General features: G+C 66.7%; 25 protein-coding genes and 1 tRNA gene. 18 read left to right on the top strand and 8 right to left on the bottom strand.

What is annotated here, in order from left to right:
- The 5 genes from V2B31_RS13370 to V2B31_RS13350 form a co-directional block, all read left to right on the top strand.
- Positions 1-544 (top strand): ribonucleotide-diphosphate reductase subunit beta (locus V2B31_RS13370; RefSeq protein ID WP_328279314.1); only part of this gene is annotated, 544 nt, incomplete at its 5' end.
- Positions 545-591: 47 nt separating this feature from the next.
- Positions 592-834, top strand: a complete 243-nt coding sequence (locus tag V2B31_RS13365) for a DUF4160 domain-containing protein (protein ID WP_328279312.1) — start codon at positions 592-594, stop codon at positions 832-834.
- Positions 818-1,072, top strand: a complete 255-nt coding sequence (locus V2B31_RS13360) for a DUF2442 domain-containing protein (RefSeq protein ID WP_328279310.1) — start codon at positions 818-820, stop codon at positions 1,070-1,072. The genes V2B31_RS13365 and V2B31_RS13360 overlap by 17 nt, the downstream gene beginning before the upstream one ends.
- 66 nt (positions 1,073-1,138) lie before the next feature.
- Entirely contained in the window at positions 1,139-1,393 is a 255-nt protein-coding gene (locus V2B31_RS13355; protein ID WP_328279308.1) for a hypothetical protein, read from the top strand.
- A gap of 139 nt (positions 1,394-1,532) precedes the next feature.
- A complete protein-coding gene (locus V2B31_RS13350) occupies positions 1,533-2,111 on the top strand; it encodes a glycine zipper 2TM domain-containing protein (RefSeq protein ID WP_328279306.1) in 579 nt (192 codons plus the stop codon).
- 6 nt (positions 2,112-2,117) lie between these two features.
- On the opposite strand, the gene V2B31_RS13345 is transcribed toward V2B31_RS13350, so the two are convergent.
- Together V2B31_RS13345 and V2B31_RS13340 are read right to left on the bottom strand one after the other, a co-directional pair.
- Positions 2,118-2,717: a thermonuclease family protein gene (locus V2B31_RS13345; protein ID WP_422248015.1), complete on the bottom strand. Its 600-nt coding sequence runs from the start codon at positions 2,715-2,717 to the stop codon at positions 2,118-2,120.
- 144 nt (positions 2,718-2,861) lie between these two features.
- Positions 2,862-3,173 (bottom strand): hypothetical protein, encoded by a 312-nt coding sequence (locus V2B31_RS13340; RefSeq protein ID WP_328279304.1) that lies wholly within the window; start codon positions 3,171-3,173, stop codon positions 2,862-2,864.
- Positions 3,174-3,306: 133 nt separating this feature from the next.
- Between V2B31_RS13340 and V2B31_RS13335 the strand changes: the two genes are divergently transcribed.
- From V2B31_RS13335 to V2B31_RS13315, 5 genes are all read left to right on the top strand, one after another.
- Positions 3,307-3,687 (top strand): RidA family protein, encoded by a 381-nt coding sequence (locus tag V2B31_RS13335; RefSeq protein WP_328279302.1) that lies wholly within the window; start codon positions 3,307-3,309, stop codon positions 3,685-3,687.
- A gap of 15 nt (positions 3,688-3,702) precedes the next feature.
- Positions 3,703-4,059 carry an ArsC family reductase gene (locus V2B31_RS13330; RefSeq protein ID WP_328279300.1) on the top strand — a complete coding sequence of 119 codons (357 nt, stop codon included), beginning with the start codon at positions 3,703-3,705 and terminating at the stop codon, positions 4,057-4,059.
- Between the two features lie 2 nt (positions 4,060-4,061).
- Positions 4,062-5,099, top strand: coding sequence for a glycerophosphodiester phosphodiesterase (locus V2B31_RS13325; protein WP_422248014.1), 1,038 nt, complete (start codon positions 4,062-4,064; stop codon positions 5,097-5,099).
- 86 nt (positions 5,100-5,185) lie between these two features.
- Positions 5,186-5,611: an RrF2 family transcriptional regulator gene (locus V2B31_RS13320; protein ID WP_328279296.1), complete on the top strand. Its 426-nt coding sequence runs from the start codon at positions 5,186-5,188 to the stop codon at positions 5,609-5,611.
- 135 nt (positions 5,612-5,746) lie between these two features.
- Entirely contained in the window at positions 5,747-6,406 is a 660-nt protein-coding gene (locus V2B31_RS13315) for an MBL fold metallo-hydrolase (RefSeq protein WP_328279294.1), read from the top strand.
- Positions 6,407-6,410: 4 nt separating this feature from the next.
- Here V2B31_RS13315 and V2B31_RS13310 read toward each other — a convergent pair whose 3' ends face one another.
- On the bottom strand, positions 6,411-6,839 hold the full coding sequence (locus V2B31_RS13310; RefSeq protein WP_328279292.1) for an MAPEG family protein: 429 nt from the start codon (positions 6,837-6,839) through the stop codon (positions 6,411-6,413).
- Positions 6,840-7,050: 211 nt separating this feature from the next.
- Here V2B31_RS13310 and rpmF point away from each other — a divergent pair, with 211 nt between their 5' ends.
- The 5 genes from rpmF to V2B31_RS13285 all read left to right on the top strand — a co-directional run bounded on the left by rpmF (position 7,051) and on the right by V2B31_RS13285 (position 10,294).
- Positions 7,051-7,230 carry a 50S ribosomal protein L32 gene (gene rpmF / locus V2B31_RS13305; RefSeq protein WP_066699979.1) on the top strand — a complete coding sequence of 60 codons (180 nt, stop codon included), beginning with the start codon at positions 7,051-7,053 and terminating at the stop codon, positions 7,228-7,230.
- A 68-nt stretch (positions 7,231-7,298) separates the two neighbouring features.
- Entirely contained in the window at positions 7,299-8,324 is a 1,026-nt protein-coding gene (gene plsX, locus V2B31_RS13300; RefSeq protein ID WP_328279320.1) for a phosphate acyltransferase PlsX, read from the top strand.
- Entirely contained in the window at positions 8,321-9,289 is a 969-nt protein-coding gene (locus tag V2B31_RS13295) for a beta-ketoacyl-ACP synthase III (protein ID WP_328279287.1), read from the top strand. Before plsX ends, V2B31_RS13295 begins: the two co-directional genes overlap by 4 nt.
- Before the next feature lie 101 nt (positions 9,290-9,390).
- On the top strand, positions 9,391-9,687 hold the full coding sequence (locus V2B31_RS13290; protein ID WP_328279285.1) for an integration host factor subunit alpha: 297 nt from the start codon (positions 9,391-9,393) through the stop codon (positions 9,685-9,687).
- Between the two features lie 253 nt (positions 9,688-9,940).
- Positions 9,941-10,294, top strand: coding sequence for a MerR family transcriptional regulator (locus tag V2B31_RS13285; protein WP_328279283.1), 354 nt, complete (start codon positions 9,941-9,943; stop codon positions 10,292-10,294).
- Positions 10,295-10,480: 186 nt separating this feature from the next.
- Here V2B31_RS13285 and V2B31_RS13280 read toward each other — a convergent pair whose 3' ends face one another.
- The 3 genes from V2B31_RS13280 to V2B31_RS13270 are packed head-to-tail and all read right to left on the bottom strand — an operon-like array spanning position 10,481 to position 12,095.
- Positions 10,481-10,882 carry a hypothetical protein gene (locus V2B31_RS13280; protein ID WP_328279281.1) on the bottom strand — a complete coding sequence of 134 codons (402 nt, stop codon included), beginning with the start codon at positions 10,880-10,882 and terminating at the stop codon, positions 10,481-10,483.
- 50 nt (positions 10,883-10,932) lie between these two features.
- The gene (gene gloB, locus V2B31_RS13275; RefSeq protein WP_328279318.1) at positions 10,933-11,655 is read right to left on the bottom strand and encodes a hydroxyacylglutathione hydrolase; all 723 of its coding nucleotides are present in this window, start codon (positions 11,653-11,655) and stop codon (positions 10,933-10,935) included.
- A gap of 5 nt (positions 11,656-11,660) precedes the next feature.
- Positions 11,661-12,095: a VOC family protein gene (locus V2B31_RS13270; RefSeq protein ID WP_328279279.1), complete on the bottom strand. Its 435-nt coding sequence runs from the start codon at positions 12,093-12,095 to the stop codon at positions 11,661-11,663.
- Between the two features lie 103 nt (positions 12,096-12,198).
- Between V2B31_RS13270 and V2B31_RS13265 the strand changes: the two genes are divergently transcribed.
- Positions 12,199-12,900: an SIMPL domain-containing protein gene (locus tag V2B31_RS13265; protein ID WP_328279277.1), complete on the top strand. Its 702-nt coding sequence runs from the start codon at positions 12,199-12,201 to the stop codon at positions 12,898-12,900.
- A 50-nt stretch (positions 12,901-12,950) separates the two neighbouring features.
- Here V2B31_RS13265 and V2B31_RS13260 read toward each other — a convergent pair whose 3' ends face one another.
- Both V2B31_RS13260 and V2B31_RS13255 read right to left on the bottom strand, forming a co-directional pair.
- Positions 12,951-13,835 (bottom strand): tetratricopeptide repeat protein, encoded by an 885-nt coding sequence (locus tag V2B31_RS13260; RefSeq protein ID WP_328279275.1) that lies wholly within the window; start codon positions 13,833-13,835, stop codon positions 12,951-12,953.
- A complete protein-coding gene (locus tag V2B31_RS13255) occupies positions 13,835-14,587 on the bottom strand; it encodes an alpha/beta hydrolase (RefSeq protein WP_328279316.1) in 753 nt (250 codons plus the stop codon). The genes V2B31_RS13260 and V2B31_RS13255 overlap by 1 nt, the downstream gene beginning before the upstream one ends.
- A 127-nt stretch (positions 14,588-14,714) precedes the next feature.
- On the opposite strand from V2B31_RS13255, the gene V2B31_RS13250 reads away from it, so the two are divergent.
- Together V2B31_RS13250 and V2B31_RS13245 are read left to right on the top strand one after the other, a co-directional pair.
- Positions 14,715-14,801, top strand: a tRNA-Leu gene (locus tag V2B31_RS13250).
- Positions 14,802-14,978: 177 nt separating this feature from the next.
- On the top strand, positions 14,979-15,167 hold a 189-nt coding region (locus tag V2B31_RS13245), incomplete at its 3' end, for an Arm DNA-binding domain-containing protein (RefSeq protein WP_328279273.1).

Raw genomic sequence — 15,167 nt, 5'->3', positions numbered from 1 at the left:
GAACTTCCCGCGCTTCAACAAGATGAAGGGCATGGGCCAGATCGTCACCTGGTCGATCCGCGACGAAACGCTGCATTGCGAGGGCATCATCAAGCTGTTCCACGCCTTCTGCGCCGAACGCCAGTGCCTGACCCCTTCGGTCAAGGACGACATCATGGACATGTGCCAGAAAACCGTCCGTATCGAGGATGCGTTTGTCGATCTGGTGTTCGAAATGGGTCCGGTGCCGGGCATGACGCCCAAGGACATCAAGAAATATGTCCGCTACATCGCCGACTGGCGGCTGGGGCAATTGGGCCTGAAACCCATCTACATGATCGACGAGCATCCGCTCCCCTGGCTCACCCCGCTGCTGAACGGGGTGGAGCACGCCAATTTCTTCGAGACCCGCGCGACCGAATATAGCAAGGGCGCGACGCGGGGCCAGTGGAACGACGTCTGGGACGCCTTCGACCGCCGCCAGAAGGTGAAGGGCGCCGACGCGGCCAATGCCGACGACGACGGCCCCGACATGTTCAAGGCAGCGGGGATCGCGGCGGAGTAGGAGGGCGTCTAGCCGTCGTCCCGACTCACAAATGTAGGGGGTGATCCATGCCGGTCGTCTTCCGGGTCGATGATTGCCGCTTCCACTTCTTCGCGAACGAAGGCGATCCGCGCGAGCCGGTGCATATCCATGTCGCCCGGTCTGGCGCGGACGCCAAGTTCTGGCTGTATCCCGATGTCGAACTCGCTTATAATCGCGGCTTCGACGCGCGTAGGATCAAGCGGCTCCGGGACATCGTCGAAGCCCGGCGGGATGAAATCGAGGACGCCTGGAATGACTTCTTCGCCTAGGCCAACCGACGTGCGCTTCGATGAGGCGCTGATGTGGGTCGATCTCGAGGACGGCCGCACGCTGGGCGTGCCGCTTGTCTGGTTTCCCCGCCTGCTGCACGCCACCCCAGCGCAGCGCGCGGACTTTTTTCTCAGCCCTAGCGGACTGCATTGGGAGGAGATTGACGAAGATATCTCAATCGTCGGCCTGCTCGCCGGTCGGGGCGACCAGACATCGTCGCGCAAAGCGGTGGCCTGACCGAAACCGCCTCCATAACGGACCCATCTCCCGCCAATATGGTGGAACCGGCGCTATGGTGGGGCCATGCCCAACCCAACGCCCCCACGCTCTGCCTATATCTGCCACATCTGCGGCAGCGATCATGTCACGCGCGACGCATGGGCGGTGTGGGACGTGGCGGCGCAGGCCTGGGTGCTCGACACGCTGTTCGACCATGCCCATTGCCACCAATGCCTGAGCGCGACCCGGCTGGAGCGGGTCATGCTCAGCAGCCCTGTCACCTTTGCCGCGCCGCCGCTCCCGCCGCCGTCGGAGCCGGAGGCGGTTCTCGTCCCCTGACTTCGCCTTACCCCGCTATTAGCGATTTCCCCCCGCCTGTCGCCCCCATGAACCGCAGGTTTTGTTCCGTTCATGCAACGCCTTTCCCCTCGGCGGGTTCTACCGCCAGCACGGATGAAGAGGGAAAGGAGCCTCAAAGATGAAGATGCTGATGAAGCCGGTCGTCGCCGCCCTGTCGCTGGGCGCGATGGCGCTGACCGGCCTTGCCGCCACCGCCGCGCAGGCGCAGCCGGGTCGCGAATATCGCCGCGATGCGCAGGAGGCCCGCCGCGACTATCAGCGCAACGTCAAGCAGGCGCGGCAGGAATATCGCCGCGACATGCGCGACGCCCGTCAGGACGCGCGCCGTGACTGGCGCGAGGACCGTCGCGACGACCGCCGCGACTATTATCGCCCCGGCCGCACCGTCTATGCCTATGACTATAACCGGCCCGACCCGCGCTATGGCCGCTATTATCAGCCCAACCGCTATTATCGCACCGGCTATGCCCCGATCCGGGTCGATCGCCGCACCCGCATCTATCGCGGCTATGACGACCGCTATTATTGCCGCCGCTCGGACGGCACGACCGGGCTGATCGTCGGCGCGGCGCTGGGCGGCCTGCTCGGCAGCCAGATCGATCGCGGCCAGTCGAACATCGCCGGTGTCCTGATCGGCGGCGGCGCGGGCGCGCTGCTCGGCCGCGAGATCGACCGTGGCGGGGTGAGCTGCCGCTAAGTCGAGCTAGCACCAGGGACGGCGCGCGCCATCCCACGACCGGGCGAGTCCCTCGGCGACCAAGATGGCGCCCAGGGACTCGTCATCGCGCGTCACGATCCGCAGCGCGCGGCCATAGCGGTCCACCTCCCGATCCCCGACCTTTAGCGAAAACGGCCCGGCGTTGAGCAAAGCCTGCAACCGCTCCGTCGCCCGCGCGCCCAGTTCTGCTTCCGCCGCGCAACGTGGCCCATGGGTTTCGGGCGTGTCGATGTCGGCGATCCGGTATTTCCCGCCCTGGAACCAGAATGTGTCGCCATCGACGACGCAGTTGGTCCCGCCCCCGCTATGGCAGAAGCCGAACCGGGCCGAAAGCCTGTCGGCCGCAGGCGGGCTGCTCGTCAGCGGCGCGCTGGGCGCATAGCGCGCCACCCAGTCCGGCCCGAACCAGCCGATCATCAGCGCCAGGCAGAGCATATAGGCGATCGCCGGACGGTTCAGCCCGCGCCGCGCCGGCGCTGGGCTGAACCGCAGCACGTTCCCGCTGCGTCGCGCCTCCGCCAGCCAGGCTTGCTGCACCCTGTCGTGCTGCGACGACCCGCGTCGCCCCGTTCCTCGTCTCGCCATCGCGCGAGCCTAGCGCCCGGCCCCTCAAGAGAGGGTTAAAGCCGATCCATACCCCCGCCATATCGGCGCGACTGCCGCGGGCAAGCAGCGCCCGCCGCGCAAAGCAGCCGCTTCCCGCGCGCCATTATGGACGCATCCGTCCGCTTACAGCTCGTCCGGGTCGTCCATATCCTCGGTCGGGCCGAAGCTGTCCTCCTCATCGTCCATCTGCGGCTCGCCGGCATAGGCGTCCATGTCGATCCGGCCGGATCGGTTCATCGCCTCCATCTTCTCGACCAGATCCTCGGTATCGTCGGGGATGATCTGCGCCGGGTTGGGCCGTCCGCCGCGCTCGCTGTCTTCGCTGAGGTCGATCGCGCGAGTGAGCGCTTCGTCGGCGACATCCTGCGCCTGGGTGCCGGCCTCGGCCTGTTCGCTATTCTCTTCCAGCTCGCGGTCGGGGGTGGGGCGGTCCATGGCATCGTCTCCTGCAAATCGTGACGCCGCTTCAACGGGCGGCGCGGGGCGCTGTTCCGCAAAAGCGCTGGACAGGCGGGAGGGGAGGGGGCAAAGGCGCTCCCGATCCTTTCGCACCGCAGCAGGAACCTTCATGTCCCGCCAGCTCATTTCCTCCGGCTCGCCGTTCGAGGCGCAGGTCGGCTATTCCCGCGCCGTCGTCCAGGGCGACTGGTGCTTCGTCGCCGGCACCACCGGCACCGATCCCGACACCAAAGCCATGCCAGAAGATGTGGTCGAGCAGGGCCGCAATGCGCTGAAGGTCATCGGCCGGGCGCTGGAGGAAGCGGGCTTTTCCTTCGCGGACGTGGTGCGCGTCACTTATTATATCACCGACCCGGCTTATTGGGATGTGCTGGGGCAGGCGACCGCGCCGGTGTTCGGCGCCATCCGCCCCGCCGCCAGCTGCGTCGTCGCCGGCCTCATCAAGCCGGAGATGAAGATCGAAATCGAAGTCACCGCCTTCAAAGGCTGAAACGGAAGCGACGCCATGATTACCATGTACGGCATCAAAAATTGCGACACGATCAAGAAGGCCCGCAACTGGCTGGACAATGAGCGTGTGGCCTACAGCTTCCACGACTATAAGGTGTCGGGCATCGACAAGGGCCGGCTGGAGGAATGGGTGATGGAGCATGGCTGGGAAACCATCCTCAACCGCTCCGGCACCACCTTCAAGGCGCTGGACGCGGGCGACAAGGCGCATATCGACGCGGACAAGGCGATCGCGCTGATGCTCGCCAACCCCTCGATGATAAAGCGGCCGATCCTCGACACCGGCAAGGGCACCCTCGTCGGGTTCAAGGCGACCACCTACGAGAACGCGCTCCAGCGCGTGAAGGCGTGACGATGCGGGGGCTGATCCATGCGGGATTGCTGCTGATGAGCCTCCTTCCTCTCTCCCCCGCGCTCGCCGAGCCGATCATCATCGCCCATCGCGGCGCGAGCGGCGAGCGGCCGGAACATACGCTGGCGAGCTACGAGCGCGCGATCGACCAGGGCGCGGACTATATCGAGCCGGACCTTGTCCTGACCAAGGACGGCGTTCTGGTCGCCCGGCACGAAAATGAGATCAGCGGCACCACCGACGTCGCCGACCATCCCGAGTTTGCCGACCGCAAGACCGAGAAGACGATCGACGGCATCGTCATGACCGGCTGGTTCACCGAGGATTTCACGCTGGCGGAGTTGCGGACGCTCCATGCGCGCGAGCGGCTGCCCGATGTGCGCCCGGCCAACAAGCGCTTCAACGACCTCTACCAGATCCCCACATTCGAGGAGATTTTGCAGCTGGTCCGTGCCAAGGAGGCGGAGGCGCACCGCCGCATCGGCCTCTATCCCGAAACCAAGCATCCGACCTATTTCGCGAAAATCGGCCTGCCGCATCAGGCGGCCTTGCTCGGTCTGCTGTCGAAATATGGCTATGGGACGCCGGACGACCCGGTATTCATCCAGTCGTTCGAGGTCGGCAACCTGAAAGCCCTGCGCGCCGCCACCCGGCTGCGCCTCATCCAGCTCGTCGATGCCGAGGGCGGCCCGGCGGACCTCCCCGGCACCAGCTATGCGGACATGCTGACGGTGCAGGGCCTGGGCGAGATCGCCTCCTACGCCGACGGGATCGGCCCCTCGGCCGCCCTGCTGATCGCGCCCGAAGGCCCGACCGCTTTGGTGGGCCGCGCGCATGAGGCGGGCTTGCAGGTCCATGTCTGGACGCTCAGGATGGAAAACAGCTTCCTGCCCGCCCAATATCAGCGCGCGGACGATCCGCAGGGGCGCGGCGACTTCACCGGCTGGGTCCGCGCCGTCGCCGCGACCGGGGTGGACGGCCTGTTTAGCGATTTCCCTGGCCAAGCCCGCGCGGCGCTGACGCCTTCGACCACGCCCTGATCCATCCTCCCCTGCAAGGGAAGGATCCAAGGTAGGCGGCCTTCTTACCTGTTGCCAAAGCGCACGGGGCGGCGAATAACCGAAATATGCTGTCCCAGAAGACCCGTTACGCCATCCGCGCGCTGCAACATCTCGCCGACCGCTACCGACAAGGCCCCGTGCCGCTCAGCGAGATCGCGACGCGGCAGAATATTCCGGCCAAGTTCCTGACCGTGATCCTCTCCGAGCTGTCGCGCGAGGGTCTGGTGGCGACCCAGCGCGGGCGCGAGGGCGGCTATTGGCTGGCGCTCGCGCCGGTGGACATCAGCTATGGCGACATCGTCCGCCTGACGCGCGGCTCGCTCGCCCTCACCCCCTGCGCCAGCCGCTTCGCGCACGAAAGCTGCACCAACTGCCTGCCCGAATCGGAATGTCGCCTACATCGGGTGATGCTGCGGGTGCGGGACGAGACCGCCCGCGTGCTCGACAGCATCAGCCTCGCCGAACCGATCCCGATCGGCGCGGAGGAGTAGCCTACCTTGTTCCCCGGCGAAGGCCGGGGTCCAGGGTCCGAGGCGCAGCGCTGGCGGACTCTGGACCCCGGCGTGCGCCGGGGCACAGCGTGGGAAGGGCTTGCGCTCCCCCATCCCCTCCGCCACATCCCCATCATGACCAATCCGCCGCTCAAAGCCACGCTCATCCCCGTCACCCCGCTCCAGCAGAACTGCACCCTCTTCTGGTGCACGGAAACGATGCGCGGGGCGTTCGTCGATCCGGGCGGCGACCTGCCGGTGCTCAAGCGCGCCGCGCAGCAACAGGGCGTCACGATCGAGAAGATCCTCGTCACGCATGGCCATATCGACCATTGCGGGCAGGCGGGCATCCTCGCCGAAGACCTCGGCGTGCCGATCGAGGGGCCGCATGAGGAGGATCGCTTCTGGATCGACAAGCTCGGCAGCGAAGGCCCCAAATATGGCATCGACGGTCGCACGTTCGAGCCCGACCGCTGGCTGGTCGATGGCGACCAGGTGACAGTCGGCAATCTCACGCTCGACGTCTATCACTGCCCCGGCCACACGCCTGGCCATGTCGTCTTTCATCATGCGCCCAGCAAGCTCGCGATCGTCGGCGATGTGCTGTTTCAGGGATCGATCGGCCGCACCGACTTCCCGCGCGGCAATCACCAGCAGCTGATCGACGCGATCACCGGCAAGCTCTGGCCCCTGGGCGGCGACACGGCCTTCGTCCCCGGCCATGGCCCCATGAGCAATTTCGCGCATGAAAGGCGCAGCAATCCCTTCGTCGCCGATTCGGTGCTGGCGCGCTGAGGCTTTAGACCCGCGCCATGCTCGGCGGCGCAGGCACCTCGCGCGTCGCGCCATAGGCGATCAGCAGCGCCGCCACCGCCAGCCCCGCCGTGATCGCCCAGGTCAGCAGCGCGCCGCCGCCGCGCCAGACCGTCGGCTTGTCCGCATCCATGCCGAACGCATGCGCCACCCGTGCGAGCACATAGGCCAAGGCGACGATCCAGAGCCAGATCGACGCCCCCGCCGCCAGCTCGACAAGACCAGTGAGGATCAGCACGATCGGCGTATATTCCACGAAGTTGGCGTGCGCCCGCATCCGCCGCGCCAGCAGCGCATGGCCCGCATCGCCATGCAGCACCTTGTCCTTGATGCGGAAGCGGGCGCAGCGAATCGCCAGCCACAGGTTGAGCAGCGCGCAGGCGGCGGCGAAGGTCAGCGTGATCGGCAGTAGCATGGGCTTTACGGCTCCCCCGACAGGATCGCCGCGACCTTAATCCCGCCGCCGGCAGAGGCAAGGAAGCACTTGCGCCTCGGCCAAAAAAGGCTATAGGCGCATGGCTTCGCGATCATCCGGGCCGCATGGGTCTGCGGCGCCGTTGGCGTCGGCACCCTTCGGAAACCGGCCAGTCGCACAACCAGATTGATATACGGAACAAGGTGCCGACATGGCTGTCCCCAAGCGCAAGACTTCTCCTTCCCGCCGCGGCATGCGCCGCAGCCATGACGCGCTGCGCGTCGAGGCTTACAACGAATGCTCCAACTGCGGCGAGCTGAAGCGTCCCCACAATCTGTGCGACGCCTGCGGGCATTATAACGGCCGCGAAATCGTCGCTGTCGGGGCGTAAGTCCTCCCTCTACTCCGCAAAGGGGTGATTTGAGAGTGTCCAGCCAGCCGCGAATCGCAATCGACGCGATGGGCGGGGACGAAGGCGTGCGCGTGATGATGGCGGGGGCCGCGCTGGCTCGCCGCCGCCACGAGGGGCTGCGCTTCACCCTGTTCGGCGATCAGGCGCAGATCAAGGCAGCGCTGGACCATCATCCCAATTTGCGCGCGGCGTCGGACGTGGTCCATGCCGATACGGTGGTCGACGGGTCGGACAAGCCGAGCGTCGCCATCCGCAAAAAGTCCAGCTCGATGAGCATGGCGATCGCCGCGGTGAAGGCGGGCGATGCCGGCGCGGCCGTCTCGGCCGGCAATACCGGCGCGCTGATGGCGATGGCGAAGCTGGCGCTGCGCACCATGCCGGGCGTCGATCGCCCCGCGCTGGCGGCGCTGCTGCCGACGCTCGGCGACAATGACGTCGTGATGCTGGACCTTGGCGCGAACACCGAATGCGACGCTCGCAACCTCGTCCAGTTCGCGGTCATGGGCGCGGCCTATTCGCGCATCGCCTTCGATCTCGAAAAGCCCCGCGTCCGCCTGCTCAACATCGGCACCGAGGACTTGAAGGGCACTGACGAGATTCGCGACGCCGCCGCCGTGCTGCGCGCGGCCGAGGGGCTGCTGCTCCGCTTCGACGGCTTTACCGAGGGCGACAAGCTGGCGCATGGCGATTGCGACGTGATCGTATGCGACGGCTTTTCGGGCAATGTCGCCTTGAAAACGGCGGAGGGCACCGCCCGCTTCGTCACCGACGTGCTGCGCAAGGCCTTCACCAGCTCGATCCGCTCGAAGATCGGCTTCCTGATCTCCAAGCCCGCCATGTATATGCTCAAGCATCATCTCGACCCCAATAATCATAATGGCGCGGTCTTCCTGGGGCTGAACGGCGTGGTCGTGAAAAGCCATGGCGGCGCGGACGAGAAGGGCGTGGCGAACGCCGTCCATGTCGCCGCCCGGCTGCTGGAGGAGGACATCACCCGCCGCATCGCTGCCGACATGGCCGGGGTCGCCAGCCTCTCCGCCGTCGCCGCGCAACTGGAGCAGCCTGCCAAGTGATCCGCCGCTCGATCCTGCTCGGCACCGGCTCCGCCCTGCCGGCGCGCATCGTCACCAATGACGAGCTGGCGGAGACCGTGGACACCAGCGACGCCTGGATCGTCGAGCGCACCGGCATCCGCACCCGCCATATCGCCAGCGACGGGGAGACGACCGCGACGCTGGCGACGCAGGCGGCGGAGCGCGCGATCGAGGCGGCGGGGCTGACGCCGCAGGATATCGACCTCATCATCCTGGCGACCGCGACCCCGGACCAGACCTTCCCCGCCGCCGCGACCAAGGTGCAGGCGGCGCTCGGCATCGACGATTGCGTCGCGTTCGACGTCGCGGCCGTCTGCTCGGGCTTCCTCTATGCCGTGACCGTCGCCGACAGCATGATCCGCGCGGGCGGCGCGCGCCGCGCGCTGGTGATCGGGTCGGAAACCTTCAGCCGCATCCTCGACTGGCAGGACCGGACCACCTGCGTCCTCTTCGGCGACGGCGCGGGCGCGGTCGTGCTGGGCGCGGAGGAAAGCGCGGAGGGGGCGCGCGGCATATTGGCCGCAAAACTCCATGCCGATGGCCGCCACAACCAGCTTCTCTATGTCGATGGCGGCCCGTCCACCACCGGCACGGTCGGCAAGCTGCGGATGAAGGGGCAGGAGGTGTTCCGCCACGCGGTCACCAACCTTGCCGCCGTGCTGAACGAAGTGATGGGCCAGGCGGGACTGTCCACCGACCAGATCGACTGGCTCGTCCCGCACCAGGCGAACGCCCGCATCCTTGACGCCACCGCGCGCAAATTGAAGCTCTCGCCCGACCGCGTCGTCGTCACTGTCGATCGCCACGCCAACACGTCCGCGGCCTCGGTGCCGCTGGCGCTCGACCTTGCGGTGCGCGACGGCCGGATCAAGCCGGGCGATCTCGTCGTGCTCGAAGCGATGGGCGGCGGCTTCACCTGGGGCGCCTGCGTCCTGCGTATCTGACTGGCTTCATGGGAAGCTTGCGGAATCGCGGCGAATCGCGCACATTTGCGACGGATCATCCGGGGGGGTGATTTAAGATGATGTCGGAACGGGGATGGCATATGTCGGGTAATGGAACTCTCACGCGCGCGGATCTGGCGGAAAGCGTCAATCGCCATGTCGGCCTGTCGCGGGCCGAAGCGGCGGCGATCGTCGAATCGATCCTGGAACATATGTCGGCGGCGCTGGAGCGCGGCGAGAATGTGAAGATTTCGAGCTTCGGCACCTTCGTCCTGCGCGACAAGACCCAGCGCATGGGCCGCAACCCCAAGACCGGCGTCGAAGTGCCGATCGAGCCCCGCCGCGTCCTGACCTTCCGCGCCAGCCAGACGATGCGGGACCGCGTTTCCTCGATTTGAGGGGGCGGCCAAATCTGCGCTGATGGAGCCCCTCATCAGAAGCGGGCGTTCCCCGGCGAAAGCCGGGGTCCAGGGTTCGAGGCGCTATGCGTGGGGCTGCACTCTTGATGGGAGTCACGCGCCTCCCATCAACTGCGCTGCTGAGCACCAACTATAGGCTCGGTCATGCCCATCAGCATAAGCGATCCCGCCCCTACCATATTGAATCTACGCCAGTTGACCTCGCCACAATATTGGGTGCAACATCGCCCCCATGGAAAAGGCCGATGGCGCATTTCTGACGATCAGCGAACTGGCCGCCCAGCTTGCCGTTCCCCAGCATATATTGCGCTATTGGGAAACGCGCTTCCCGCAGCTGCGCCCGCTCCAGCGCTCGGGCAACCGCCGCTACTACCGCCCGGCGGATGTGGCATTGGCGCGGCGCATCAACCAGCTGCTCAATGTCGAAGGCTTCACCGTCAAGGGCGCGCAGAAGGCGCTGGGCGAGGCGGCCCGCACCGGATCGGCCCAGCCCGCCCCGCCGCCACCCGCCCCCACCGACGACACGGCGCTGCTACGCCAGCTCCAGCGCATACGCGACACCCTCGCCCGCGCCATCGGCGAGTGACACGGAGCGCAATTGACTGGCCATCAAGTAATTGGTTGGAAACCTGTTTCGTCACCCCGGACTTGATCCGTGGTCCCGCTTTCTTTTCGACGGTGGAGGAAGCGGGACCCCGGGTCGAGCCCGGGGTGACGTTGGGAGGCGGGGACCCTGATTGGCAGCCTCTACCCAAGCCCTCGCCTCAGACCCTCAAGGCTTGGGCGTACGATAGGGAATGAACGCGCCGATCGCGCAGCCGCCGGTGGTGATCCCGGTCTGGAGATTGGCGGCCGTCGCCATGTCGCCCCGGCACATTTGCGATCCATAGCTCTGGACGATGATCGTGCTGCCGCTGGTAAGGCCGCTGCATGTTCCGATCAGTTCATTCTTGTACACCAGATTGCGGCTGACGCGGTAGAGCAGCACATTGTTGCTGATGACCGTCAGGTTGGTCTGCGGCTCGCGGTTGATGCAGGTCTGCGGCTCGCCCGCGACCTTGCCGGCGAGCGCCTTGTCGAGATCGGCCGCCTGCCGCTGCGTCAGCGGCTCGGGCGCGTAGCTGCCCGTGCAGCCGGCCAGCAACAGGGGCGTCAAGGCCATCCAGGCGCGCATTTCTCTCTCCATCCTTCATCGTGGGAGACGACACAGCGCCCCGCCTCCCGTCAGGCGGCATCCTTCGCGGCGCGGCGGGCGGCGAGGTCCGCCACGTCGCGCGCGCGCATGAATATATTGGTGGCCCGCTCGGCGCCGATGCTGGTCGGCACTGTCGCCTCGCCACGCCCGCGCGCGGCCTCCACCGCCGCCACCCGCGCAACCAGGGCGGCATTGTCCGGTTCCACGCTCATCGCGAAACGGGCGTTCGACAGCGTATATTCGTGCGCGCAATAAACCTGGGTGTCGTCGGGCAGGGCGGCGAAGCGCTGCATATTGGCGAACATCTGCGCCGCCGTCCCTTCGAACAGCCGGCCGCAGCCCATGGCGAACAGCGTATCGCCCACGAAGATGATCGCATCGTCCGCCAGATGATAGGCGATATGCCCCGCCGTATGCGCCGGCACCGCCAGCACGCGCGCTTCATGATCGCCGATGCGGACCACATCGCCTTCGCCCACCGCCCGGTCGAGCGTGCCGATCTTCTCCGCCTCCGCCGCCGGGCCGGTGATGGTGCAGCCGGTCGCCGCCTTGATCGCCGCATTGCCGCCGACATGGTCAGGGTGCCAGTGGGTGTTCCAGATCTGGCCGATGGTCCAGCCGCGCTCCGCCGCCGCCGCCAGCACCGGCTCGGCTACCGCCGGGTCGATCACCACCGTGTCGCCGCTGGCCGTGTCATGCACCAGCCAGACATAATTGTCGCTCAGCACCGGGATTCGGACGACGTCCAGCATGTCGGTCACCATTTGCCCGTGTTGGGCATCGACGCCCAGGGTTCGGCCGGCTCCAGCCGCCCATCCTGCAACAGCTCGATCGAAATATTGTCGGGGCTGCGGACGAAGGCCATATGCCCGTCGCGCGGCGGCCGATTGATCGTCACGCCCGCGTCCATCAGCCGCTGGCAGGTGTCGTAGATATTCTCGACCCGATAGGCGAGATGGCCGAAATTCCGGCCCTCGCCATAGACTTCCGCCGGCGTTCCATCCTCGGCGGGCCAGTTGTAGGTCAGCTCCACCTGCGCGTCCTCGTCGCCCGGCGCGGCCAGGAACACCAGGGTGAAGCGCCCCTGCGCATTGTCGAAGCGCCTGACCTCCTTCAGGCCCAGCAGCTCGAAAAAGCGGACCGTCTTGTCGATGTCGCTGACGCGGATCATGGTGTGGAGATATTTGGGCAAGGCTGGCTCCGTTCGTCGCTATAAAGCAACGGTTCATCTATAGAGTGTCAGATACGCCATCAAGATAAGGCCGCTGGGGCCGGGACGGAAGGGGAAAGGCGAGATGGAGATGCGTGACAAGATTCTGATCGGCAGCGCTGGGCTGCTCGCGATCGGCATGGTGGCGGGCGGCTATCTGCTGGGCGATGGCCTCAAGCGCGCCAAGGCGGCCGATCGCTCGGTGACGGTGCGCGGCCTTGCCGAAAAGGACGTGACCGCAGACCTTGCCACCTGGTCGATCAGCTACAGCGCCACCGGCTTCGATCTTCCTACGGTGCACGCGGAAATAGACAATAATACCAAGGAGTTACAATCCTATTTCCGCAGCCTCGGCTTCAAGCCCGATGACCTGACGCCCACCGGCGCCGGGGTCAACCAGTGGCTCAACAATGGCGTCAACACCATCACCATCACCCAGCGGATGCTGCTGCGCACCACCGACATCGCCCGCGCCCAGCGCGCCGTCGCCCAGCAGTTCGATCTGGTCCGGCGCGGCGTGACGCTCCAGGAAGGGTCGGGGATGCGCTACAGCTTCACGAAGCTCAACGACATCAAGCCGCAGATGGTCGCCGCCGCCACCAAGGACGCCCGCGCCGCAGCCGAACAGTTCGCCCAGGATTCAGGCGCCGGCGTCGGCGGCATTAAGAGCGCGACCCAGGGCTATTTCTCGATCGACGCCCGCGACGGCGAAGCGGGGGAGGGGGGCAGCGACACGCCGTACAAGAAGGTGCGCGTCGTCACGACGGTCGATTTCTACCTCAAATAGCCGACCTGCAAACCGCCAAACAGCTGTCCCACTCGCTGTTCTCTTAAGCCTTAACCGGCGGGCGTTTTCGCGTCCCTCATGCGCGCCAGATTGTCCGCCGCCGCCTTGCCCGCCGGCGCGTTCGGCGCGATCTTCGCCGCCCGCTGCCAGGCGGCGCGGGCGACGTCTTCATGGTCGGTCAGCATCGCGATATTGCCTTCTTCCAGCGCCACCGAAGCGTCGTCGGGCGACATCCGCACCGCCCGCGCGATATGCGCCTGCGCCAGCCGCAGCTCGCCCGTCCGCCGCGCCAGAGTCGCCGACAGCAGCCAGCCGAGCGGATCGCCCGGCGCCTGCTCCAGCGCCACGTCGAGCGACTCCCGCGCCGCCGCCATGTCGCCCAGCGCCACCAGCGCCCGCGCCCGGTCGAGATGCACCTCGCCCTTTTCCAGCCCGTCGGGCAGGCCGCGCGCCAGCGCTGCGTCGAAATCGCCCCGCGCCTTGGCCGCGTCCCCGCTCGCCAGCGCGGCATTGCCCGCCTGCGCCCAAAGCCGCGCGCTCTGCGCCATCTCGCTGCTGCGCTCGGCTTCCTCCGCCGCCTGCTCGAACGCCACGATCGCCGGCGCCCAGCGCTCCGCCCGCGCATAGGCGAAGCCCAGGCAATGGCGCGCATAGAAGCTGCCGCCCTCGATCCGCCATTTCTGGGCGAAGGCGATGCCGCTGTCGGGCGCTTCGATCGCGGCGTCCAGACATTGCTGGAACGGCGCGGCGAACTTCTCCGGCACCGGGATACGGCCGTCATTGCGCGCCGCCGGGGCAGGAGCCTTTACCGCCGCTGCCGACGCAGCCGATGCAGCAGCGGCGCGCTCCTCCTGCTTGCGCTGGCGGCTGCGGTTCATCACCGCCTCGATCTCGGGATCATAGGCCTGGAGCAGGAGCGGCAGGAAAAAAGGCATCAGAGGCTTTCCAGCAGAGCAGCAACGGTGCGGATCAGCAGCGCGATGTCGCTGTCGCGCGAGAGGCGATGGTCGCCGTCCTTAACCAGCAGCGTCTGCACATCGGATGAACGCAGCCGCGCCGCCGTCCGCAGCGCGATCTCCCACGGCACGTCGGGGTCGGCCTGCCCGTGGAGCAGCCGCACCGGACAGTCGATCGCAATCTCCCCCTCCAGCAGCCGCAGCCCTTGCCCCGACCGCCAGAAGGCGAGCGTCGTCACATAGGGGGTATCGCTATAGGGCGTCGGCTCCTCGATCCGCCCCTCGGTCGCGAGCAGCGCTTTGTCGGCATCGGTAAAGCCCCACTCGGTAAAGTCCGGCGCGGCGGCGATCCCGACAACGCCCGCCACCCGCTCCGGCCGCGCCAGCGCCACCAGCAGCGCCAGCCACCCGCCCATCGACGATCCCACCAGCACCACCGGCCCGGCCGTCAGCGCGTCGACCAGCATCAGCACATCGTCGCGCCAACTTGCCAGCGTCCCGTCCGCGAACCGCCCCTCGCTCAGCCCGCACCCGGCATAGTCGAGCCGCAGCATCGCCCGCCCCTGCGCCGCCGCCCAGCCGTGCAGCGCGACCGCCTTGCCCCCTTCCATGTCGGACATATAGCCCGGCAGAAACACCAGCCCCGGCCGCGCGCCCGCGCTGAACCGATAGGCCAGGCGCAGCCCGTCGGGCCGGGTGAAGTAAGCGGGATCGGGAGAGGGGGCGGTCATCATCATCCTGCATGGGTGGCAAGGGAGCGAGCGGCGCTCATAACCCGATTTGCCGATAATCCAAAAATATCCGACCCCCGCGTTGACAGCCATGGGGCCACCGGCTAGAGGCGCGCTCCTACCCCGTGCCCAGATGGCGGAATTGGTAGACGCACCAGCTTCAGGTGCTGGCGATCGCAAGGTCGTGGAGGTTCGAGTCCTCTTCTGGGCACCATTTGTTCTCCTGGCAACGTCCAGGGACATCCAGCAAGAGGCTGGTTTCTCAGCATTTTTTCAGTGAGAATCGCCGGCAACCGTCCGGGGCGATCCACCCCAATCCGGCACGAGACCAACAGATTTGTTGGTGCTTTTGTTGGTGCTGGATCGGTCCGGCAAAGCTGGGACCAACACTATGCTGACTCATATCCAAATCGCTTCCGCCAAGCCCTCGGCGAAACCCTTCAACCTCTCGGATTCCCAGGGTCTTTTCCTCACCGTCCGACCCAACGGCTCAAAGCTGTGGCGGCTTAGCTATCGCTACCTCGGTCGTGTCAATCGGCGTCCAAACGGGACCCCCGATCGGCGCGCAAAAGGGACCCCC

The sequence above is a fragment of the Sphingobium sp. genome, assembly GCF_036170395.1.
Classification (GTDB): Bacteria; Pseudomonadota; Alphaproteobacteria; order Sphingomonadales; family Sphingomonadaceae; genus Sphingobium.
The sequence above is the reverse complement of the archived record's forward strand: the minus strand, read 5'-3'. Positions and strand labels throughout refer to the sequence as shown.